Genomic DNA, 22,233 nt, shown 5'->3' with positions numbered 1-22,233 from the left:
GCGTCGAGGCCGCAACCGGCAAAACCTGCCCGCCTCATCCCACTATTGCACTTACTTGCACTTTGTTGTACTTTTCACAGCACTTTACAGGGAAGGGAAGCGGATTCGCCATTATCTTTGTTATATTTCAGATCTTTCAGGTCTTATGTAGGGCATGATTCTTCATGCGGTTGAACGCCAGGATAAACGCCGGCACCATCAGCGGGCGGACCAGAAACGTGTCGACCAGAATGCCCACGATGAACGCCATGCCCAGTTGCTGCAACAGCCGCAGGGGCGAACTCGACAGCGACCCCAGCGTCGCGGCCATCACCAGCCCGCAGAAGCTGATGGTCGATCCCGTTCGGGCGATGGCATGATGCACCGCCGTCCGGAGCGGATGGTTGCGGCGCTCTTCCATGATCCGCGTGAGCATGAACAGGTTGTAGTCCTGCCCGACGGCCACCAGGATCACGAACAGGAAGAAGTTGATCTTCCAGTCCAGTCCGTGCGAGTCGGCCAAAAACTGGAACGTCCAGGCCGTCAGCGCCAGGGCCGTTCCGTACGTCAGGACCGTCGCCAGCATGACGAACAGCGCCACCAGCAGGTCGTGGATCAGCAGCGTGACGATGACGATGATGACCACCACCGCCATGATGCCCACCAACAGAAAGTCCCGGTCGGTGACCGATCGCAGGTCCCGCATCAAAGCCGTGTCGCCGGCGATGAGCACCCGCGGGTTCGCGCCCGCAGCCGCGGGGTGGGTTCTGACAGCCTCTTCAACGGCCTGGGCCAGCGGGGGCAGGGCATCCATGGCCTGGTTGTCATAGGGTTGCCAGGGCAGGGCGACGTACCACAGGGCGGCATGGCGGTCTCGGGCGAGGTATCGCGGCAGGACCTCGCTGCGATAGCGATGGGCCGACTCTCGCAGATCGCGCGCCTGTTGCTCGATCGCCGTGGACAGTTGCGGCAGGATGCCCGCCGCCGGCGGGGGCGTGGCGGCCGGGGCGGTCGCCGGGGCAGCCTGCGCCATCAGCACCGACGCCAACTGCGGCGCGATCTCCAGCCGCCCAACCCCCAGCGGGTGGGCCACGCTGCGCACCTGCCGCACCTGGGGCATGGCCGCCATCTGCGCGTCGACCGTCATGGCCAGCGCCGCCCAGGCGGCTTCGTCCAGCGGTTTATCGAGTTCCACCACCACCTGGAGCGGCGCCATTTCCCCGGTGGGGAAATGCCGTTTGAATATCTCCCAACCCAGCACAGACTGGTCAGAGGCGGGCAGATCGGCCAGCGTGTTATAGATCACTTCCTGGCGCCATCCGCCGACCGACAGCGGCGCCAGCACCGCCAGCGTCGCCACCAGGATCACCACGTGCCGGCGCACCGTGAAGGAAGCGACGCGATCCCACAGCCCCGCGCCGGCCAGCGTCCGCACTGAGTCCAGGTCCACCCGCCGCGGCCAGAACAGCCCCCGCCCCAGAAGGTACGCCACCACCGGCGTGAGGGTCAGACTGGCCAGGCACGTCACGGCCACGCTGATAGCCACGGAGGGCCCGGAGGTATGAAACAGCGGAAACGTCGCCACGTACATCAGGCTCAGCGCCGCGGCGACGGTGGCGGCCGAGGCGAGGATCGCCGGTCCTGTTCCCGCCATCACTCGCGCGACCAGGGCCCGCCGCTCGGCGCGGCTGATCGAGGGGCTCAGGTGCGCCAGTTCCTCGTGGTAGCGCGACAGAAAGAACAGCGAGAAGTCCACGCCGCCGCCGAAGCCGACGATGATGGCGAACAATTCCACCATCGTCGACACCGACCATCCGTAGCGGGCCACGATCAGGATGATCGACACCGCCACCGCAACCGCCAGGGCGACGACAACCATCACGACGATCACCACCGGCAAGGCGCGGTACAGGATCAGCAGGATCAGAACCACCGCCGCCGCCGCCACCCACGTGGTCCGGTGAAGGCTCAGCTCGATGGCATTGGTATAGTCGCGCCCAAAGCCCGCCGAGCCGGTAATCGTCACCGTCAGGCCGCCCGGCGGCTGCGCCGAAGCCATGATCGACTCGATCTTCGCAACCGCCGCGCCGGCCTCACCGGAGAGAAAGTTGTGGGGCAGGCCTATCACGATCACGGCCGCGTTTTTTTTCGGACTGACGAGCAGCGTCTGCACCAGCGGCAGATTCGGATCGGCAGGCGAGGCCACATTCCACGACATCGCCGAAGCGCGCTCTTGCAGCGCCGCGGTCAGGCGCGACAGGAAGGCCCAGTCGCTGCGGGGCGGCGCCGGTTGGGCCTGCCCTGCTTCGCCCAGCCCGCTCAGACCGCCGGCGCGCTCGACGATGATGACCGCGGAGGAAACGTCCGAAGAACGCTCGAAATGCCTGGCGATGACCTCATCGGCCTGGCGGCTGGGCACCCATGCCGGAAGGTACGCGTTCTCCCCGCTGCCGGCGACCTCCTGCCGCGACGGGGCGGTCAAGATCGCTGCCGCCGCCCCCGCCGCCCAGAGCACCAGCACCAGCACCCAGTGCCGCGTCAAGAAGTTCGCCAGTCGTGTGAACAAGGACCCCTCCCGGTAGTTGAGACACTAATTGTATCGCGACCGACAAGGTTTATCTGGTTGGGCCTCAGTCGAACATGAACCCTCGGTTCACCCCAACCACAGCGCACGAGCAGAGCGCTCCGCCGCCTCCGTTAGCGGCGGGGCTTGCCGGCGCGTTCTCAGTGGGCACGTGAGCAGTCTCCCCCGTCGCCAGAAGGCGACCCTGGAGTGCGGCGGCCGCGACGCCGCCCTGGCTGTTGTTTCAGGGCAGTGAAGCGTCGAGTCTGCGGAAACCCCGGCCACGGCAACCACTCGTATGCGGTCAGGTCATCGGCGACGTCTATCCCTCCACTGCGCCTGTGCTCCTCCCCGCACGTGCGGCGGCACCATCGCCGCTACGCCAGCAGCGGGCACGTGTGGCAGGGGCGGTTCAAGAGCTTTCCGATCCAGCACCGCCGCCCCTCGGCCGACGAGCGAGCCGCCGGGATGATCGAGAAAGGCGATTCGATCTGGAAGGTGGTGCGATACGTCGAACGCAACCCGCTGCGGGCGGGCCTGGTGCGGCAGGCGGAGAACTGGCGATGGTCAAGCCTGCATCGTTGGGCCGCCGGCGGCGCCGGCGGATGGAACGAGCCAGCGTGGTTCCAGCGACCCCGAGACTGGCTGGACCAAGTGGCGGCCGTGCAGAGCGAAGCGGAACTGGCGGCCGTGCGCCACAGCATCGCCCGCGGCACGCCGCTGGGCGAGCCGTCATGGATCAAACGGACGGCCGCAGCCCTGGGCCTGGATCACACCCTCCACCCCCGAGGCCGCCCCAGAACAAAGGAACTACATCCAAAGACCAGCCCCGTAAAGGTCCTGCTGCAACCTGACTTCCAGTTCACTTTTCGGTATTTGCCTCAACGTCCTGGCAGCCTTATCGCGGTTCATCGATTGACTCCCTTGCCGATCCACTTTCGCAAACATATTGGAACTGTCCGCAAAGACCATCCCGCTGCTGTCCCCTTCAGCCGCCTTTACAAACCTGTGGCAATCGGTTCAGGCCGGCAGTCGCCGAGCATTTCGTCAGGAATGCCGGCAATATTCGGCAGAACGGCTTTCTTCCAAACGCGTTCGGCTAGGCGCACCAAGCCCACCCCGCCGTCAAAGCAGACGGATGCCGGCTGGCCGCGCCAATGTTCCCGGGCATGATTTTGCCATGCCAATGCCGCGCGAGCCAAGTCGGAGGCAAAGGCTGCCTCGTCCAATCGCGCAATGGCGGCCAGGCAGGCGATGATGGCCAGGTCCAAGGTGCTGCCCTTGGGCGGCTTCTTGCCCAAGGCTGCTCGGGCCGCGTCAACCTGTCCTTCACTCAAATACCTCAGCGCTGTGCCCAGGTAGATGGCGCCTTCCGTACTCATGGTCCGCTTATCACTGGCGTACTTCAGATCGAACACCTGGGCAAATCGTGCGGCCACTGAGGGGCTATTGGCCGCATGAGCCTGAAGCAGAAAAGTCCAATTGGCCATGCTCAGATATTCTGGATCGATGTTCTTACCTGAGGCGAACTGCTCGTATAGCACTGCCATAACGGAGCAACTGGCGGCGAAGTATCCCATGGCCTTGGACCACTGCCCCTGTGCGGCGGCAGTGAAGGCGACATCTTTGTACTGCAGGCTCAAGCGGCTCAGTCCATAGTCGCCCCAAGGACCGGGCTGGCCGCTACGGCAGTCGGCAAGGGCTTTTGGAAGACTCTCCCTAAGCACCTGCTGCCATCGCTCGACATCGGAGGCGGTGTAGATCGCATTGCTTGAAGAAGGCTGGGTGCTTGGATCCTGTTCTTTCTTCCACCCGCACTCGAAGCACCGCGATGCCGCCGGCGTACGCAATTCTTTGCCACAGGAGGGGCATGGGGGGCCATATATCGAAGCGCGATGGTGTATAACTGTGTCTGTATCTTTTGGGCGCTTTCCGATTATCCGCCTATGGATGTCTTCAAGCTTGTCCTCCATCTCACGAAGCATTCGATTGTACTCCTTCTGATCATCTCGGACCGAAGGAAAAAGGGCTTGGTACTTCTTCAGGGTCGATTCAACCTCCGCATATTCATGCTCGTCCAACATGGGGACCATCTTGCGACACCGCCAGCACCAGATATTCTTCATCTCGTTTCCCTTTCACTACCCGCTATGGCCATGTGAACTGGAATGTCTGGAAGCCACTATTTGTTACACGGATGGAACAACGGGGTCAGGAACCTTTTCGTGTCTTTCGCGGACGGCGCCGGGGCGGAGGGAACGGGGACTACTGGGGACAGTCCCAAACCGCGGGACAGTCCCCATTTTCGACACAGGTTCGTTGCAGGCTTCTGCCATGTGCGGCCGCCTCTTCATAGGCACGGGTCTTCAACGCCCCAGCCCCAGTCTCGGCGGAGTTATTGTATCGCGTCGTACCCGGCGGCCACAAGAGGCGAACCGGCGTGGTTCCAGCGCCCGCGGCACGCCGCTGAGCGACCCGTCATGGATCAAGCGGACGGCGGCCGCCCTGGGCCTTGGCCCACACCCTCCGCCCCCGAGGCCGCCCCAGAACAAAGGAACTGCATCCAAAGACCAGCCCCGTAAAGTAGCCCGTCCCCTTTTGACCCCTGTCATCATGCTACGCCCAACAACATCGAGGGCGGTGTCGGTGCCACCGCACTCCAGGGTCGCCTTGCGGCGACGGGGGATGACCAGGCCACTGCGCTGAAGGATCAGGCAATGTTCCACGACCGCAGAATGGCTGACTGTCCCAGCTCATCGTCCCACCTTATCGGCGGGGTGGCATGGCGACACGCGTTGTTCAGCGGGTCGCCATGGCTGGCAGCGGCAGGCAGGCCCACGAAAAACCCAAACATGTCATGGTCTCCCAGCCGGCGATATGGTTTCTTCCACATCGGGGGGGACCTCCGACAGAGTCGGCTCGGGACGGCGTTGTTGTTTCATGCCGTCGCGTGTTGTTGCCCCGACGCCGGTCGTTCTATTACGCGCCGTCAGTGCGAGAAGGCGATGCGCTTGACCTCGACGCCGGCGATGGCGGCGAGCTTGGCGGCCAGCGCGCGGCCGGCGGCTGCCGGCCCGATCAACTCCAGCAGGATCACCCCTGAGGGCGAACCGGCGCCTTCGCCGGTGTCGTGCAGACCCAGGCGCGTGCGGACGATCCCGCCGTTCTTGCCCAGCAGGGCCTGAACGGCAGAGGCTTTCTTCACCCGATCGGTCACGTGGACCGCCAGAATCACGTGCGGTTGCTGTTGAGTCATCATCATTTCCTTTCTTAGCCCACCGCCGCCAGGCTCGCCGACGGCCGGGGAAGTATTAGATAGAGTCTCATATGCCCGCGCCAAGGCAAATTACGAAGCTGTCTTTGGTTGCGGGTCTCTGCGATCTCTGCTCAGAGAATGAGCCTCGAAGAGGCTCCAGGATTTAGCCCGAGGCGTAAGCCTCCGGAGAACGTCCTGGCGTCTCTGCGGGACGCGGAATTGACCCTGCCACGCGAGGTTTCCGGGTACAGCGGAGGTTCATGTTCGACTGCGGTGAAATATCCGGGCTAACCGTCGTCGTCATGGACGGGTATGGCAATGCGCCGGAGCGGGCGCTTTTCGGGCGCTGCGCTGCTGAAGGACATCAGCGAGACCAGCATGGCCCCGGCAGGCAGGTCGCCGTGATGGGCCTCGAGAGCCTGTTGCAGCAGGTAGCGCACCCAGGCGGTGGGTTCCATCGCCACCGCATCGTGGGCATACTGGACCAGGCCCACCTCGTTGAAGGGCTGGCGATGCGGATCGCCCACGTCGACCAGAGGCCGCGTGAACAGCAGCCACCGCTCGGCGCCGGAGAGTTGATGAACTCCGAACGTCATCGCCTGGCGGATGGCGCCATCGGCGTCGATGGGCGTCTGCGTCCGGTGAGGCCAGCCGTGGTTGATGATCGAGGGCGTTTCGAACCCCACGCTGAAATACGCCAGCTTGCGCGTCGACGCCTCCCAGCACCCTACCAGCACCTCCGCGCCGGCGTACGCCTCTTGCCAGAGCCGCAGGATCTCGACGGCGGTCGCCTGTAGTTCAGGCTCTCCCTCGTGCGCCGCCCGCAGCATCCCATGTACCGCCGTCGCGTCGGCTGAATGCGGCGACAGCACAAACGCGCAGCGGTCGTCGCCGGATTGGTGCCGAAGCATCATCGCCGTGTCGGCCTGGCCGGAGGCGGCCGCCAGCACGATGCGCAGACCCGGCAGATCCATCTGGCGGACCATCGTCGAACTCGCTGTGCCATAGGTCAGTTCGCCGTCGTCGCCGCGCAACGGCTGCACCGCGTCGGCAGCGGCAGAGGCCTTGGCCTGCCGCAAGAGGCGCGGCGCCAGCCATCGCATGAACGTCACACCGGCCACCAGTGCGATGACGCCAAACACCGCCACGGGCCCGAGGTGCCCGCGCGCCCATTCCAGCAGCGCCGCGATGATGAACAGCACCCCGATCATCAGCGCCACCGGGCTGGACCCCGTGTTGCGCCATCCATTGCAGGTGCAACGAGACCCCCGCCCCCGATCATGATCGCCCGATCGTGCCGCCACGGCTGCCCTCCTCACACAAAACGTCCGGCCGCGACTTGGGAATTATACGCTGCCAAATTTGATTGAGACATTTGCCACAGAGGCACAGAGAGCACTGAGGTAGAAACAAAGACACGACAGGAAGGGTCTTCTTGTTTCTTCCTCTGAGCCCTCTGAGCCACTGTGATAATCTGTTTCCCGGTCGTTCCGCGACGCTTTTTTTTTGACCCGTCACCGGTGGCGGCGTACTCTGGCTGGCGATGATTCCCTTCGAAGCCAAGCGATGCGCCGATCTGCAGAAGGTGCTGGATATCACGCGGGCCATGGTCGACACGTCCGACCTGGACTCGCTGCTGCGCCTGATCATCGACCGCGCCATGGACCTGCTCGACGCCGAGCGGGCGACGCTGTTTCTCTATGACGCCGCGACCGACGAGCTCGTCAGCCGCATCGCCGCGGGACTGGACGAGATTCGCATTCCCGCCCGCGCGGGGATCGCCGGCTCAACGGTGACCAGCGGGCAGACCGTCAACGTGCCCGACGCCTATGCCGACGACCGCTTCAACCGCGACGTCGACAAGCAGACGGGCTTTCGCACGCGGAGCATCCTCTCGCTGCCGCTGAAGGACTACCAAAGCCAGCTCGTCGGCGTGCTCCAGGTGCTCAACAAACGCGCCCGCCCCTTCGATGACGACGATGTGACGCTCGCGCAGGCGCTGGCCGCCCAGGCCGGCGTCATGCTCCAGCGCGCCCAGTTGATCGAGCACTACCTCGCCAAGCAGCGCATGGAACGCGACATGAACATCGCCCGCGACATCCAGCGCCGGCTGCTGCCCACCCAGCCGCCGGACCTGGCGGGCTTCGACGTCGCGGGATTCTCCCAGCCCGCCGACGCCACCGGCGGCGATATCTACGACTTCATGCCCCTGCCCGACGGGCGCTGGCTGCTGCTGCTGGCCGACGCCAGCGGGCACGGGATCGGACCGGCGTTGGTGATCGCCCAGACCCGCGCGACGCTGCGGGCGCTGAGCCTGTGCGAGGATCGCCCGCCGGAAATGCTCGCCGCGGCCAACCGCCTGCTCTGCGCCGACCTCGACGGCGGGCGGTTCGTCACGTGTTTCCTGGGCATGCTCGACCGCACCGCCGCGGGGCTCACCTACGCCGCCGCCGGACACGGACCGATGCTCTTCTACCGCCGCGGCGAGGACGCCTTCCAGCAGGTGGCCGCCACCGGCCTGCCGCTGGGCATCCTGGACGACTCGCAGTTTGACAGCGAGGCCTTCGCCTTTACGGCAGGCGACCTGGCGGTCATCACCACCGACGGGTTCTTTGAGGCCTCGGCCCCTGACGGCGAGTTGTTCGGCATCGAGCGCGTGATGGAGTGTGTGCGCCAACATCGCGACAGCCCCGCCGCCGAGATCATCGCCCACCTCCACCAGGCGGTGCTGGCCTTCACCCACAACGCCCCCCAGGACGACGACCTGACCGCCATCGTCGTGCGACGGGTGTAATCCAGGGTTCAGGAATCGTGGCTCTACGGGGCTTCGCCCCTCCGCGCCACGGCACCAGGATTCGTTGAGTGCGCCGCCGCGCTTGGGTGCCGTGGCGGGAGGGCCAAGCCCGACAGCCACGACTCCTTCCAGCGCGTTAAGACTTGCCTGTGAAGAAACCACGGGCGAGACGCCCGTGCTACTGGGGCAGGGGCAGCTTATAGATCTTGCACGGGGCTTCGTAGAGCCAGATTCTCGCTACGGCCAGCGCGGCAGAACGGCTGATGAAGTTGCGATCCACCAGTCGCGACAGGGCGCCGGCGATGGCGTCTTTGGCCAGGCCCAGCGTCGCCAGGATATAACCCATTCCGCCTCCGTCGCTGCCGTAGCCCAAAATGCGGTCGGCCGGCAGAGCCTGCAGCGCCCGCAGCAGGAACTCCTCCATGCCCGCCCCGTCAAGGTGCTGCGCCCAGACGCAGTTGGCCGTCACGTTGGGAAACCGCTGCATCAGCGCCAGCATCTCCTCGCTCCAGGGCATGTTGAGATGATACAGATCGAACTGCACATCCGCGTGGCGCTCCAACAGGCCCGCCAGCAGCGCCGCGTTATTCTGCGGCTGGGCGCAGCGCCCGTAGCGGCCGGCGCAGAGACCCGTGTGCATGGCCACGGGCAGCTTGTGGTCGCCGGCGCAGGAGACAATCGCATCGAGAACGTAATCGGACAGGTGGCTCTGGTGCGGGGCCAGCGATCCGTTGGCCCGCACGATGGTAAACTCGGCGGCCGCCGCCGAGCGCACGGGCGCCTTGAACAGCAGCCCGCGAGAATAGGCACGATGGTCCTTGATGCCGACAACGCCTTTGGCCACGCAGGCGTCTACGATCTTGCCCACCGCGCCGGTCAAGTCGTCCAGGCTGGCGATGCTCACCCCGGCAGCGCGCTCGACGGCCTCGAGTTCGCCCATCGAACTGAAATCGTGCAGGGGCCCGGCGTTGAGCAGCGGGAAGAAGTTCTTGCCGTGCGGCAGCTCGCCGGCCAGGAATTTCGCGATGCCGTCGCCCCATCCAAAGCACGGATGGCCGACGACATTGCTTACCCATCCGCCGATGCCGACGGCGTCGAACGCCGCGGCCGCCTCGGCGGGCGTGTACGGCACGAGGCGTTGAGCGATCTGGTCATACGAGGTCTCGGTCAGATTGTCGTCCACGCCCAGGGCCCGCAGGCGCGCGGCAACCACGCGGCCGTAACCGCTGCACCGCACCAGCGGCCAGACCGCCAGCAGGGCCTTCCATTTGTCGCGATGGGGCGCCGAGCCGTTGAGCACGTCGAGCACGCTCTGGTCGGCGAAAGACTCCGGCAGCGCCGTTCGCAGCAGGGCTATTGGATCGGGCGACTGCCCCGGCCATTCGGCCGCCACATCGGCCTGGTGGATGTGGGCGTTGATGCTGGGGAGGGATTCGATTTCGTGGCGCAGATCTTGGTACGTCATGATAGACCCTTATGGAGTGCGGCAGCCTTAGCTGCCGCTTTGAAAGTTTCTGGGCAAGAGAAGAGCTTCCGCTTATCTGAACTCCTAAAGCGGCGGCTCTGGCCGCCGCACTCCATAATTATCCGCGTTTGGTCCAGAAGGGCCCTTTGGGCTTCTTGGGCCTGGCCCCACGCATGCCTTTGCCCGGCACCGACACGGTGGTTTCCATGGCGGCCTCGAGTTCTTCCTTGGCCTGGACGTGTCGTTTGATGACGTACTGTTCGGCCACGCCGGCGAAGGTGGAGGTCATGATGTAGAGGTTGAGGCCCGAGGGCATATTGTAGAAGATGAAGAGCATCATGCCGGGCATGAGGTACTTCATCATTTTCTGCTGCTGGGCCTGCTGGGCCGTGGCGGCAGGACCGGCGCCGGCAGCCTGGGGATTGAGCATCGTCTGGAGGAACATGGCGATGGCCACCAGGATCGGCAGCAGGTGGAAGCTCGTCAGGCCCACGAAGGGCAGCGGCGTGCTCCAGGAGAAGATGATATCCGGCGCGGCCAGGTCGGTGATCCACACCGGCAGGAACGCCGCGTGGCGCAGTTCGATCGAGGCCTGGAGGCTGGTCCACAGGGCGATCCAGATGGGCATCTGCAGGAACATGGGCAGGCAGCCGACGACGGGACCGGCGCCTTGTTCCTTGTAGAACTTCATCATCTCCTTCTGGAGGGTGTCCTTATCGTCGGCGTACTTCTCCTTGAGCTGCTGCATCTTGGGGCCGAGCTTCTGCATCTTCATCATCGAGAGCTGGCTGCGGCGCGTCAGCGGGTGCAGCACGAGGCGCACCAGGGCCACCAGGATGATGATCGCCACGCCATAGTTGCCCAGGGCAACCCAGGAGAGTTTCTGCAGCAGCCACATCATCGCCAGCGCCAGCCAGCTCGATGAGCAGAAGCACGAGCCCAGGTCGATCGTCGAGATGTAGTTCAGGTCGCGATAGCGCTGACGAAAATACGGGCTGGTCTCGTTGGTGAAGACGTCTCGCTTCTTGGGCCCGGCGAAGACGTCAAAGTTGAAGACGCGCCCTTCGCCGGCCTTGGACGGGCGAACCGTCACGCCCGTCAGTTGCACGCCGGTGAGGAAGTTGCGGCTGGCAGGGCCTTCGTCGACGGCGGCGACATAGAACTGCTCTTCCCACGGCGCGCCGGGGGGCATCTCCGGCAGCATGATCGACGTGAAATAAGCATTGGTCACGCCGATCCACTGCGTGGGCGTCTTTTCGAGCGTGGTGCCGACGACGGCCGGGGCGCCGACGCTGGCAAACCGCGCATCCTTGCCCGCGGCCAGGTCCGCGTGCGGAATGCGGTACGGGATCAGCTTCTTGTTGTCCTCGCCGAGTTTGATGTATGCGATCGTGCGATCGTCTTCTTTGTACGACTCGCGAGGCACGCCCGTCGGGCCGGCCTGGTCGAGGCTGATCTGCAGGTCGCCGGCGGTAAGATTCTCCACCTCAAGGGTGACGTGAATCGAATAATCGTTGCGCTTGACCTGAATGGTCTTGGTCAGCCGCAGGACCAGGCTGTCTTTCGCCTGCGCCCAGTCGTCGGCCTCGCTCCAGGCCAGTTCGTAAACCATGCGGACGCTGTCGGCGGTGACGCTGAGAGGTTTCCAGACCTTCTGGTCGAGATTGTCCAGCGACAGCACGCGCGGCTGGCCGTCGAGGGTCGCCTGCACGCGCAGGCTCCGCGTTGCCAGGGGCAGCACCGTCTTGCCGGCGACCGAGACGGGGTTTAGCAGGCTGTAGTGCCCGCGATATTTTTCAGGATCGTTCTGGCGGGCGATCTGGTATTGGGCGGGATCTTTCTCGTGCAGCCGTTTGTCCTCGACGCTGACGAAATAGTCCGCCAGCTTGACGGTGTCGACGGCGGCGCCGAGGGTGCTGACCTGAACGGCCATCAGGAACTTCTCGGGCTCCTGCCCCTGCAGCGACCCGATGGTGTGGATCGAAGCCGGCTGCGTCTGCGGCATGCCCCGCCAGGCCGCACCGGCAGATGGCCGGGTAGTCGGCGCAGGCACGGGCGCCGTCGCCGCCGGAGCCGTGGCCGCGGCGGGGGCGGCAGCGGCAACCGCCGGCGCCGCGGCGGGCGCCGCGGCGGGGGCGGGAGCCTGGACCGCCGGCTTTGTCGCCGGCGCGGGCGAGGCAGGTTCTTTCAGGTGCGCCCAAACGGCGTAGAGCGCCACTGCGGCACCGGCGGCCACCAACGCGGCGATAAATCGTTTTACATTCACAAGCGGCTCCTCTGGAAACAGGCAATCCCCAAGGACTAGCGGCCTTCCCTCAGGCGGCTGCCCAGGTAGTCGTCGAGTTCGGGCGTGGCGCGGACCTTGGCCATGGTGGCATCGACGTTATACGGCACCCGGACGAACCGCACCAAGGCCGTGGCGCCGTTGGGTTCCAATGTGGCGTAGCTGGCGCGGTTGTCGCGGTCGCGCGGCTGACCGACCGACCCGACGTTGACCATTGCCTTTCGGAACGAGACTTCGAAGACGCCGTCGTCGAGCTCGTCCGGGCTGTAAAAATCCGGCGTTTCGAGGAATACCCCCGGCACGTGGGTATGACCGACGAAGCACAGGTGGTTGAACCGCTCGAAGAGCCCGCGGAACTTGCCCGGACAGTTATATACGTCGTCGGGGAAGATGTATTCGTTGATCGGGCGGCGCGGGCTGCCGTGCGTGAACGCCACGTCGGTCACCCCGGGCAGGCCCAGTGCCTCGCCGCTGATGACGTGCTTGACCGGAAGGGCGCCCAGGTAGTCCCAGCGGGCGCCGCGCTTCTCCAGGTCCGGCTCCTTCTCCAACTTGCGACGCGTCCAGAAGCACGCCGCCTCGGCGCCCATGTTGAAATTGTTGGGTTCGTACAACGCCGCGAAATCGTGATTGCCCATCAGCGTCACTTCGCAGTGCCGCATGATCAGGTCCAGCGCCTCGCAAGGATTGGGACCGTACCCGACGACGTCGCCCAGGCAGACAATGCGTTTCACGCCACGGGATTCTATGTCCCGCAGCACCGCCGTCAGCGCCTCGATGTTCGAGTGAATGTCGCTGATAATCGCAAGCATGCGCATCGCTTTCCAGGCCACCGCGGCCGTGAACAACGTATGCTACTTCCACCCCGCGGGTAAGTCAAATCTAACGGATTCTCTAGACCCGACCGCTCTTGAGAAACTCGTGCGCCACCGCGGCGGAGACCTTCTTGCCGCTGGCGGCGGTGAAGGTGACTTGGCCGGGGGCGAAGGCCACGCCGGCGACGCGGTCGAATCCGCGCGGCGTCCGCAGGGCGCCCTGGATGTAGCGGATGGCCGTCGCTCGACGGGGCGAGAGCTTGATCGCCGTCGGCACGCCGGCGCGGGTGAGCGCGTTAGGACGGGCGGACTCGGCCAGCCCCTCGGCGAAGTATCCGCAGCCGTCCTCGAGACCCAGGCAGTGATCGTGCCCGTCCCACGGCGCGGCGTGGCGGCCGCCGTTGGACATCCACATCGTCATCGCCGGAAGCACGGCAGGGTCTTTGAGCGAGAACCACAGGTAAGCGGCCTCGGTGTTGACAGCCGTTGTCCACGCCGGTTCGGGCGTGGGCTTATGAAAGACGGCTGCCAGGTCGGTGAAGCCCAGGCGGTCGGGCAAGGCGGTCAGGTCTGCGTAGGCCGGGTCCTTCCACAGCGTCGGCACGCGCGAGAGGCTGGCGAAGCGGGCGTTGACGGCCAGGGCCTGGTAGCCGCCCTCGGCGGGGATGCTGAAGGGGACCGGGCAGGTCATGCCGAAGCGGTACGCGCTGGTGGAAATCTGCAGAGCCCGCGGCGCGGCGGGCAGGGCCAGCGTGGCGTGATGGCCCAGCGGCATGGCGCAGGGTCCGAACTCCTCCAGCAGGTCGCACTGATAGATCGCGTTGGAGCCCTCGACGAGCGTGAGGGTCTTGGTGACCTTGCCCGGACAGACGCGCGGGCGCAGGGTCAGCGTGAGCGTGGTGGCCGCGCCCGCCTTCTCCAGGCCCGCCAGGCTCCAGCGGGCCGACGCCGTCTCGCCGTGGACGGTGTGCTTTTGCCCTTTGAACGCCGTGCCGTTGCCGCCGAAGGGCAGGCAGAAGAAATCGCCCCGCAGCGGCACCAGGACCGGCACGTCGATCTTGCGCTTGTCGTTCTGCCAGGGGCTGATCCAATACGGCTGAACCGGCCCGGAGGTGTCGCGGCAGAACGTCACCGGCGCCAGTTGCCCACCCAGTTGCGTCACGGCCAGTTCCACCTGCGGCGTGCGAATGATCCACGACGGCTGCGAGTCGATCGTCTTGACGATAGGTTTCATCGAAAGGCCCTTTCAGTGTCAACACTCTATGACCGCCATGCAGGCGACGCAAGTCCGCCCTGGGCAACCGACCGGGCGGGGTTCTTGCGTCGGCAGCCCCACGCGCGTAGACTAAACGATCATGATGGGAGGTTGTCCATGTGGCGAATGAGCGTGATAGCGGTCTTGGCCGCCGGCCCGCTGGCGGCGTGGGGGCAGGCGACCAGCCGCCCGGTGGATGCAAAACGTCAGGCGGCCCTGAACGCCGAGCTCTCAACCCTGACGCGCAAGCTGATCGATAATCCTACTGACGTCAAGGTCCGGACCGAATTGATCCGCTTCTGCCTGGTGCGCATGAACGCGCCCGAAAAGGCCAACACGCTCCTCCATGTCAGCGTCGACGCGACGCTGCGGCGCCTGGTGCCGCTGGCGTGCAAGAACCTTGAAGAACTCGATGCGGCGTCCTGTTTCGACCTGGGTAAATGGTATCTGTGCGACCTGGCGCCGGCGGCCGAGGCCGGCATAGAGCGCGGCGAGATGCTCACCCGCGCCCGCGCGTTCCTGGAACGATTCCTGAACGTTCGCGCTCGCAAAGACGCCGCTCGCATCGAGGCGATGGTGCTGCTGGACGACGTCAAAAAAGCGCTGGCCGGAGGGCCCCTGCCGCCGCCGGAGTCCAAGGACCCGCCCAAACCCGAGCCCGAGCCGGCAGCCCCGGCCGACGCCCCCGCAGGCCCCAGCGTCATTGAAGTCCACGCCCAGACCATGTGGAACGCGGCAGGCAAGTTCAAGAAGGGCCAGTCGCTGGAGTTCCGCGCCGGCGGGATCTGGAGCATGCAGTCCCAGCGTGGCAGTTGCACGCCGGACGGGCGCGATTTCGGCAGCGGCGGCGGAAAGATTCAGGGCTACCTCCGCGGGCGCATCGCCGGCGGCGAGCCGTTCAAGATCGGCTCGCAGTTCATCATGGCCATGCCCGCCGATGGCTTACTGGAACTGGGAATGGAGGAAAGCTCCGACCCGCAGAGCTATCTGGACAATTCCGGATCGATCAAGGTCACCATTACCGTTCGCTGACGTCCAAGGCGTGAAATCGGGCGCGATGGGCGGTTTACCTTCTTGTCAAAATGCGCCTTTGCAGTACAATAGAAGTCGTGGTGGGGATTGCTCGGGCCGGTAGTCATGGATGCGGATCGGCCGACACAGTGCAAAACATCTGGTCGCCTACGTTCGGAGCATGACTTGAGCAACGAGTGGACAGACGCCGAAGGACGAGTGGACCGCGCTCACGTACTGTACGAGCAAGGCCGCTGGGCTGAGGCGGCGGCCGAACTTCAAGCGGCCATCGACATCAACCCTCTCAACCCGCTGTGGCATTTCAATCTCGGGCTGACGCTCGAGGCCCTGGAAGATTACGAACGGGCCGGCGCCGTCTTCGCCCGGGCGCTGGAGATGCAGCCCAACGACATCGAGACGCTCAACTGCCTGGGCGTCAACATGACCCGCCAGGGCAAGTACGCCGAAGCGCTGAACTTCTTCGCCAGCATCGAGAAACTCGACCCCAACTACGAACCGTCCTACTGCAACCGCATCATCACCTACACCGAGATGGGCCAGCACGACCAGGCCGAACTGATGTTCTACCTGGCCCGCCAGGTCAAGGACGACTGCAGCCTGTGCTACTACAACATCGCCGCCAGCCTCTATAACCGCGGCCAATACGACGCGGCCATCAACTGCCTCCAGCAGGTGCTGCGGCTGGACCCCAAGCATCCCCAGACCAACGTGCATATCGCCGAGGCCTACTGGGCCAAGGGCGAACTCGACCAGGCCGCCAAGCACTACCGCATGGAACTCGACGTCGCCGGCGAAGACGTCGAGACGATGCTCGACCTGGGCGAGCTGATGATGGAGATGGACCGCCCCGACCACGCCGCCGCGCTCTTCCGCCGGGCCCTGGCCCTGGGCGATAACGCCGACGCGTTCTTCTGCCTGGGCGAACTGGCCCTGCAGCAGAAAAACTACGACGAGGCGGCCGCCTTCTTCCAGAACGTGCTGGCCGCCGACCAGAACTACGCCGCCGCGCACGCGCGGCTGGCACAGGTCTGCCTGGCCCGCGGGCAATCCATGGAAGCGGCCAAGCACCTGACCATCGAACTCAAGCGCTGCGGCGACGACGCGGTGATGCTGGCCGAACTGGGCCAATTGCTGCTCGAAGCGCACATGGCGCGCCAGGCCAATGCCGTCTTCCAGCGCCTGGTGACGCTCCGCCCGGAAGACCCCGACGCCCGCCACAGCCTAGCCGTGAGCTACTTCGAACTCAAAATGATGGACGAAGGCATCCGCCAGTGCCGCCGGGCGCTGAAGCTTCAGCCGCAGAACCCCCAGGCGCTGTACAACCTCGCCCTGGCGCACGTGCAGACCGGGTCGATCCGCCGCGCGCGGCGCTATCTCTGGCGGGCGATGTCCCTGGCGCCGCAAGACCAGACCATCCGCCAACTGGGCAAGAAGCTCAACATGACCGGCCTGCTAGGCCGCCTCGGCCGACGGTTCGAAGGCTTCGCCTGGCGCTGGATGCCGCTGTAACAACAGATCCTAGGTCCTCGGTCCTGGATCCTAGGGGCAGAAGCGCAAATCTCTCCGTTTTACGCAAAGTCCTTGCCGAGCGCCGATGCTCTTCCTAGGATCTAGGACCTAGGATCGAGGATCTGTTTCATGCTATAATCCGCAATCCGAAATCCACAATCCGAAATCCACAGGAGCGATCCATGGCAGCCATGCAGCACATTGGTTTCAACTGCAGCGACATGAAGGCCAGCGAGGCCTTTTACACCAAACACTTCGGATTCCGCCGCGCGCGGGTGTTTAACGCCGGACAAAGCGGCGAGTTCATCATGCTGCGCACGGGCAGCATGTGTCTGGAGCTGTTCCAGTCCGGCGACACCGCCGCCCGCGGCGGCGATCAGACCGTCGGGTTCAAGCACCTGGCCTTTGAAGTGCCGGATCTGGAAAAGGCCCTCGCCGCCCTCCACGCCGACGGCGTGACCACCGGACCCATCCACGACTGCGCCTGGGTCACCCCCGGAATGCGGGTGTGCTTCTTCCAGGACCGCGACGGCAACACGCTGGAGCTGATGGAAGGCTGGAAGGATCAGTTCTGAGACTGATCGTTCTCCGTGTGGCCTTCGATGAGCCGCTTGACCAGCAGGATGAACAGCCCCGTCAGCACCAGGTTCAGCGCCAGGCTCAGCACGGCGATGGTCATGGCCGGGCCTGCGATGCCGTAGCCCAGGCTGACCACCAGCACGCCGGCGCCGACCTCGCCGCGCGGCCACATGCCTACCGCCACGCCGGTGCGCAGGCGCCAGTGGGCCTCCTTCCGGTAGCAGAAGGCGGGGAACATCTTGCCCAGGTTGCACAGGGCGGTGACGATCACCACGTGCAGTGCCAGGATATGCCAGGGCGGCATGGTCAGTTGTGAGAGGATGGACTGCTCCTGGGCGGCATTTTCGGCGGCGGCCTGTTGCCACGACATCAGCATGGGCGGCATGTTCAGCCCGACCAGGAGCATGAACACGCCGGAGATCAAGATCGAGACGCGCTCCTCGCGATGATGTTGCTCAGGGTCGCGATCCTGCGCCCGCGGCGGACGAAGCGCCACGCCCAGCAGGAACGCCGGCAGCAGCACCTCGATGTCGATGGGCACCTGGCGGTCGATCAACTTGCTGGCATAGCTGACGCCCTGGCTGGCCACGGCGATCAACGCCGAATACGTCAGCACCCACGGCCAACTCATCGGCAGGCGGATGCTTCGCATCCATCGCCAGGCGGCCGCCAGCATGGCCGCAAAGACAAACAGCATCACCACCAGTTGCCACGCCACCCCCACCATCATCATCTTCAGCGGGATCATCAGCAGCACGGTGTCCAGGTCGTCGAAAATCGCCAGCACGCGGGCCTTGCGGAAGACCCAGGTGTGGCGCATCCCGGCGGCGGCCAGCATCGAAAACAGCACCCCCGCCGACGTCGGGGCGGCGAATCGCGACACCAGCAGCGATTCCTGCCATACATGTCCGTTGCTCCACTGGTTCGAGGGAACCAGGATGAAGATGAAGTACAGCGCCACCAGCAGCCACGGACCCGCCGCAGCCGTCATCGCCACGATATAGTCCCACCCGTACTCGCCCAGGCGGGTCTTGTCGATGTGAAACTCCATCCCCACGTGAACCATGATGTACGCCAAAGCCGTCATCGTCAGCAGGTGGATCACCAGGTGCCCGGCGTCGGCGGCAGGGCCCAGCCATGCCGGCAGCCACTGGGCAAGCACCAGCCCCGCCACCAGAAGAATGGAAAATACCAGAACGGTCTTCATCGCGTCCCCCCGTTTGCAGCACAAACGAAACTGGCAGATACAATTGTTCTGACGCCGGAGTATTTTAGTCACCGTGTCTCTGGCCGGCGACGACCGCGTGTGGTTCAATACGCCCATGAGCCTCGAATACAGCGTCATCAGCATCGGCACGTTGAGTCATAACCGCCTCTGGGGCGAGCAGGCGCCCGTGCGCACAGCGCACGCGACGACCACCGCCGTCTTTGTCGACAACCGCATCATCCTCGTCGACCCCTCGCTGCCCGGACCCGTGCTGGCCGCGCGATTCAACGAACGAACCGGCAAAATGCTCTCCGACGTCACCGACGTCTTCTGCACCACCCTGCGACAGGCGCATCGCCGCGGACTGGCCGACATGCCCAAGGCCAACTGGTGGGCCAGCATCGATGAACTGCAGTGGTACCGCGACTACCTGACCGACCTGATCGACAGTCACGGCCGCGCCGGAAGCGAAGACGCCCTCGAGGCCGAGGCCGACCTCAAACTCCTCCAGCGCGTCCGCCCCGCCCCGCGCGACTTCGGACCGGCCGCGCAGGTGTATCCGCTGGCCGGACCGACGCCCGGAACGACCGGCCTGCTGCTGACGCCGGCGACCAGCACGATCCTGATCGCCTCCGACGCGGCGATCACCTCCGCGCACGTGCTGCGCGGGCAGGTCTGGGAAGGCTGCAACGACATGCATGCGGCACTGGACACCCTCAGCGATCTGCTGGAAGTCGCCGACATGATCATCCCCGGTCACGACAACCTCATGACCGTCTCGCGCCAGTGGCTCTAGAATTGAGTGCCATGGCGGCCGGCGTTGGGTGCCATGGCGGCCGTTTCCCAGCCGCCATGTCTCTGACTGTCGCCGCCGTGAGATTTACCACAGAGGCACAGAGGAGCACTGAGGCAGAAAAAACCGGAAGAAGGAAGAAGAATGAAGAGTTTTGCTGTTTCTTCCTCTGATCCTCTGTGCCTCTGTGGTAATCTGTTCCCTGGCCGCGTTCCTTCAGCATGGAGCAGTTGAGAAACGACCGCCATGGCACCCGAGGCGGGGATTAATCCGAACCTCCATTTTTCTGATATAATTTCTGTATGCGTACGGTGACCCTCTCTGACCGCCGGATCCTCGATATCTCGCTCTCTGCCGCGCGGGAGGGCTGAGCGTGGACGGCAGCTTTCTCCTCCAGCACGCCGGATTCCTGATCACGTTGGTTCTGCTGCTGTGCGCCTCGGGCTTTTTCAGCGGGTCCGAGACGGCGCTGTTCAGTCTCTCGCCGGCGCAGGTCCAGCAGCTTCGCGCCAGCGGGCGATCGGGGCGACTGGCGGCAGCGCTGCTGCGACGCCCGCCGATCCTCCTGCAGGCGCTGCTGCTGGGCAACATGCTGGTCAACGTGGCGTTTGCGGCCGTGGCGGCGGCATTGACGCTGAACATTCTCAAGAGCGACGTGGGCGCCTGGGCCGCGTTGCTGGTGACGGTAGGTCCGCTACTGGCGCTGATCCTGTTGGCCGAGGTGCTGCCCAAGCTGCTGGCGGTCTCTCACCCGCAGCGCGTGGCACGGCTGGTCGCGTGGCCGGCGGCAATGCTCCTGCGGGCGGTCGATCCGGTGCTCTGGATTCTCCAGCGGGGGCTGATCAACCCGCTGACGCGGTTGCTGGCCGGCGGCGGACCGCCCGAGCGGCGCGAGATCACCTCCGACGAGCTGGCGGCGGTGCTGGACCTTTCGGCCAAGCGCGGCGCCATCGACACCGACGCGCACTCGCTGCTGCAGGAGATCATGGAGTTGACGGACCTGCGCGCCCGCGACGTCATGGTCCCCCGGGTGGACATGGTCGCCTTCGAGATCAACGCCCCGCGGGCCGCCCTTGCCGACCTGCTGGCCGGAACCCATCTGCGAAAGGTGCCGGTCTATGACGACAATCTCGACAACATCCTGGGCGTGATCCACGCCAAGACGCTGCTGCTGCGCCCACAGGCGCCTCTGCGGGAACTCGTCACGCCCGTGCCGTTTGTGCCCGAGGCCGCACGCCTCGAACGGGTGCTGCTGCAGTTTCGCGTCACCAAGATGCAGATGGCCATCGTCGTCGACGAATACGGCGGCACCGCCGGGCTGATCACGCTGCAGGACGTGCTGGAGGAAATCGTCGGCGATCTGCCCGACCCCTTCTCGGCGCACGAGGCCGCCGTGGAGCCTCAGCGCGACGGGGCGTACGTGCTGGACGGCAATCTGCCGGTGCATGAGTTGGCCGACGCGCTGAAGATGAATCTCTCCGGCAGGCACATCAGCACCATCGGCGGATTCGTGACGTCGCTGATGGGGCGGATTCCCCACGAGGGCGAGACCGTCACCTTCCGCAACCTGCAGTTCACCGTCGTCTCCATGCGCAAACGCCGCATCGGGCAGTTGCGGCTGGAGCTGGTGCAGGACCGGACGCGGGCGCCGGGGCTCGACAGCGCGGGCGCTGGCCGGCGAGGGGGCGACCATGCTGGATAACCTGAGCATCAACATGCAGTGGGCGATCTACTGGATCGTCGCGATCGCCGGCGTCGGCCTCAGCGCCTTGTACTCGGGCATGGAAATGGGCTTCTACGTGCTCAACAAGGTGCGCCTGGAGCTGTCCGTCGAGCAGCGGCGCCGCGGGGCACGGACCATTCACCACCAGCTCGCCCACCCGCGGCGACTGCTGGCCACGCTGCTGATCGGCAACAACGTCGCCAACTATGCCTTCACCTACGCCGTCAGCGCCATGTTCATCCTGGGCGGCGCCGGCCGCCGCGCCGAGTTCTACGCCATCGTCGTCGGCACGGGCATTCTGTTCGTCCTGGGCGAAACGCTGCCCAAGAACGTCTTCCAGCGCCTGGCGGAAACGCTCATGTACCGCCTGGCGTGGCTGGTGCGCCTGTCGGGGTGGCTGTTCACGGTCACGCTGGCGCGTCCGCTGGTGCTCGGGTTCGCCTGGCTGCTGACGCGATTCTGGCGCACCGGCGGCGACGAGCAGGCCCTGGGGCACGTCGGGGTTGCGGCGATTGTGGCCGAAGGGCAGGCCAGCGGCGCCCTGACCGACTTCCAGACCCGCATGGCCCAGCGCGTCATGGGCATCTCGCAGGTCATGCTCAAGAAGGCGATGATCCCCATGCAGCACGTGGTGGCCGCCCCCGTCGACATCACGCGCGAGGGCATCTTCGAGATCATGAAAGCCCATGAATATCGCCGCCTGCCCCTGCGAGACTCCGACGGACGCATCGCCGGCGTGCTGGATATCTACCACGCCCTGAGCAGCCCGCCCCAGACCGATCTGCAGTCGCTGGCCCCGCCGCCGCTGGTGCTCGACGAGTCGCTCAACATCACGCAGGCCCTCTACCGGATGCAGCGCCAGCGGATCGCCCTGGCCGTGGTCGCCGACGCCCAAGCCCGCCATGTTGGGATCGTCGCCATCAAGGATCTCGTCGAAGAAATCGTCGGCGAGATCGAGAACTGGTGACGCCGGTAATCC

Annotated in this window: 17 protein-coding genes; 7 read left to right on the top strand and 10 right to left on the bottom strand. The window is 65.2% G+C overall.

From position 1 onward, the window contains the following. Positions 1-136: 136 nt before the first annotated feature. From ABFD92_12645 to ABFD92_12625, 5 genes are all read right to left on the bottom strand, one after another. Positions 137-2,545, bottom strand: coding sequence for an MMPL family transporter (locus ABFD92_12645; GenBank protein MEN6505385.1), 2,409 nt, complete (start codon positions 2,543-2,545; stop codon positions 137-139). Between the two features lie 374 nt (positions 2,546-2,919). Beyond that, entirely contained in the window at positions 2,920-3,285 is a 366-nt protein-coding gene (locus ABFD92_12640) for a hypothetical protein (protein MEN6505384.1), read from the bottom strand. A gap of 255 nt (positions 3,286-3,540) precedes the next feature. After that, the gene (locus ABFD92_12635; protein MEN6505383.1) at positions 3,541-4,668 is read right to left on the bottom strand and encodes a hypothetical protein; all 1,128 of its coding nucleotides are present in this window, start codon (positions 4,666-4,668) and stop codon (positions 3,541-3,543) included. Positions 4,669-5,531: 863 nt separating this feature from the next. Continuing rightward, positions 5,532-5,798, bottom strand: a complete 267-nt coding sequence (locus ABFD92_12630; GenBank protein MEN6505382.1) for a hypothetical protein — start codon at positions 5,796-5,798, stop codon at positions 5,532-5,534. Positions 5,799-6,085: 287 nt separating this feature from the next. Then, complete coding sequence (locus ABFD92_12625; GenBank protein ID MEN6505381.1) at positions 6,086-7,102, bottom strand: hypothetical protein; 1,017 nt, start codon at positions 7,100-7,102, stop codon at positions 6,086-6,088. A 239-nt stretch (positions 7,103-7,341) separates the two neighbouring features. On the opposite strand from ABFD92_12625, the gene ABFD92_12620 reads away from it, so the two are divergent. Next, positions 7,342-8,592, top strand: coding sequence for a GAF domain-containing SpoIIE family protein phosphatase (locus ABFD92_12620; protein MEN6505380.1), 1,251 nt, complete (start codon positions 7,342-7,344; stop codon positions 8,590-8,592). A gap of 178 nt (positions 8,593-8,770) precedes the next feature. Here the strand turns inward: ABFD92_12620 and ABFD92_12615 are convergent, their stop codons facing one another. The 4 genes from ABFD92_12615 to ABFD92_12600 form a co-directional block, all read right to left on the bottom strand. After that, positions 8,771-10,057 carry an amidohydrolase family protein gene (locus tag ABFD92_12615; protein MEN6505379.1) on the bottom strand — a complete coding sequence of 429 codons (1,287 nt, stop codon included), beginning with the start codon at positions 10,055-10,057 and terminating at the stop codon, positions 8,771-8,773. Between the two features lie 118 nt (positions 10,058-10,175). Continuing rightward, positions 10,176-12,323, bottom strand: a complete 2,148-nt coding sequence (locus ABFD92_12610; protein ID MEN6505378.1) for a YidC/Oxa1 family insertase periplasmic-domain containing protein — start codon at positions 12,321-12,323, stop codon at positions 10,176-10,178. Between the two features lie 35 nt (positions 12,324-12,358). After that, on the bottom strand, positions 12,359-13,153 hold the full coding sequence (locus ABFD92_12605) for a metallophosphoesterase family protein (protein MEN6505377.1): 795 nt from the start codon (positions 13,151-13,153) through the stop codon (positions 12,359-12,361). Positions 13,154-13,235: 82 nt separating this feature from the next. After that, positions 13,236-14,390: a hypothetical protein gene (locus ABFD92_12600; GenBank protein ID MEN6505376.1), complete on the bottom strand. Its 1,155-nt coding sequence runs from the start codon at positions 14,388-14,390 to the stop codon at positions 13,236-13,238. A 138-nt stretch (positions 14,391-14,528) separates the two neighbouring features. On the opposite strand from ABFD92_12600, the gene ABFD92_12595 reads away from it, so the two are divergent. From ABFD92_12595 to ABFD92_12585, 3 genes are all read left to right on the top strand, one after another. Continuing rightward, on the top strand, positions 14,529-15,443 hold the full coding sequence (locus tag ABFD92_12595) for a hypothetical protein (protein ID MEN6505375.1): 915 nt from the start codon (positions 14,529-14,531) through the stop codon (positions 15,441-15,443). 165 nt (positions 15,444-15,608) lie between these two features. Next, positions 15,609-16,952 (top strand): tetratricopeptide repeat protein, encoded by a 1,344-nt coding sequence (locus tag ABFD92_12590; GenBank protein ID MEN6505374.1) that lies wholly within the window; start codon positions 15,609-15,611, stop codon positions 16,950-16,952. A gap of 182 nt (positions 16,953-17,134) precedes the next feature. Continuing rightward, positions 17,135-17,527 carry a VOC family protein gene (locus ABFD92_12585; protein MEN6505373.1) on the top strand — a complete coding sequence of 131 codons (393 nt, stop codon included), beginning with the start codon at positions 17,135-17,137 and terminating at the stop codon, positions 17,525-17,527. Here ABFD92_12585 and ABFD92_12580 read toward each other — a convergent pair. Next, entirely contained in the window at positions 17,518-18,738 is a 1,221-nt protein-coding gene (locus ABFD92_12580) for a sodium:proton antiporter (GenBank protein ID MEN6505372.1), read from the bottom strand. The genes ABFD92_12585 and ABFD92_12580 overlap by 10 nt on opposite strands. A gap of 73 nt (positions 18,739-18,811) precedes the next feature. Here ABFD92_12580 and ABFD92_12575 point away from each other — a divergent pair, with 73 nt between their 5' ends. The 3 genes from ABFD92_12575 (at position 18,812) to ABFD92_12565 (ending at position 22,221) form a co-directional block, all read left to right on the top strand. Next, positions 18,812-19,534, top strand: coding sequence for a hypothetical protein (locus tag ABFD92_12575; GenBank protein MEN6505371.1), 723 nt, complete (start codon positions 18,812-18,814; stop codon positions 19,532-19,534). A gap of 370 nt (positions 19,535-19,904) precedes the next feature. Next, on the top strand, positions 19,905-21,233 hold the full coding sequence (locus ABFD92_12570) for a hemolysin family protein (GenBank protein ID MEN6505370.1): 1,329 nt from the start codon (positions 19,905-19,907) through the stop codon (positions 21,231-21,233). Continuing rightward, positions 21,223-22,221, top strand: coding sequence for a CNNM domain-containing protein (locus ABFD92_12565; GenBank protein MEN6505369.1), 999 nt, complete (start codon positions 21,223-21,225; stop codon positions 22,219-22,221). Before ABFD92_12570 ends, ABFD92_12565 begins: the two co-directional genes overlap by 11 nt. The last annotated feature ends 12 nt before the right edge of the window (positions 22,222-22,233 follow it).

The sequence above is a fragment of the Planctomycetaceae bacterium genome (assembly GCA_039680605.1).
Lineage (GTDB): Bacteria > Planctomycetota > Phycisphaerae > SM23-33 > SM23-33 > JAJFUU01.
Note: the sequence above shows the minus strand (reverse complement) of the source record. Positions and strands in the feature narration are given on the sequence as shown.

Excerpts from the sequence above, each read along its gene's own strand:
- ABFD92_12635 (MEN6505383.1), bottom strand. The coding sequence starts at position 4,668 with ATGAAGAATATCTGGTGCTGGCGGTGTCGCAAGATGGTCCCCATGTTG.
- ABFD92_12630 (MEN6505382.1), bottom strand. The coding sequence starts at position 5,798 with ATGACTCAACAGCAACCGCACGTGATTCTGGCGGTCCACGTGACCGAT.
- ABFD92_12620 (MEN6505380.1), top strand. The coding sequence starts at position 7,342 with ATGATTCCCTTCGAAGCCAAGCGATGCGCCGATCTGCAGAAGGTGCTG.
- ABFD92_12615 (MEN6505379.1), bottom strand. The coding sequence starts at position 10,057 with ATGACGTACCAAGATCTGCGCCACGAAATCGAATCCCTCCCCAGCATC.
- ABFD92_12605 (MEN6505377.1), bottom strand. The coding sequence starts at position 13,153 with ATGCTTGCGATTATCAGCGACATTCACTCGAACATCGAGGCGCTGACG.
- ABFD92_12600 (MEN6505376.1), bottom strand. The coding sequence starts at position 14,390 with ATGAAACCTATCGTCAAGACGATCGACTCGCAGCCGTCGTGGATCATT.
- ABFD92_12595 (MEN6505375.1), top strand. The coding sequence starts at position 14,529 with ATGTGGCGAATGAGCGTGATAGCGGTCTTGGCCGCCGGCCCGCTGGCG.
- ABFD92_12585 (MEN6505373.1), top strand. The coding sequence starts at position 17,135 with ATGGCAGCCATGCAGCACATTGGTTTCAACTGCAGCGACATGAAGGCC.
- ABFD92_12580 (MEN6505372.1), bottom strand. The coding sequence starts at position 18,738 with ATGAAGACCGTTCTGGTATTTTCCATTCTTCTGGTGGCGGGGCTGGTG.
- ABFD92_12565 (MEN6505369.1), top strand. The coding sequence starts at position 21,223 with ATGCTGGATAACCTGAGCATCAACATGCAGTGGGCGATCTACTGGATC.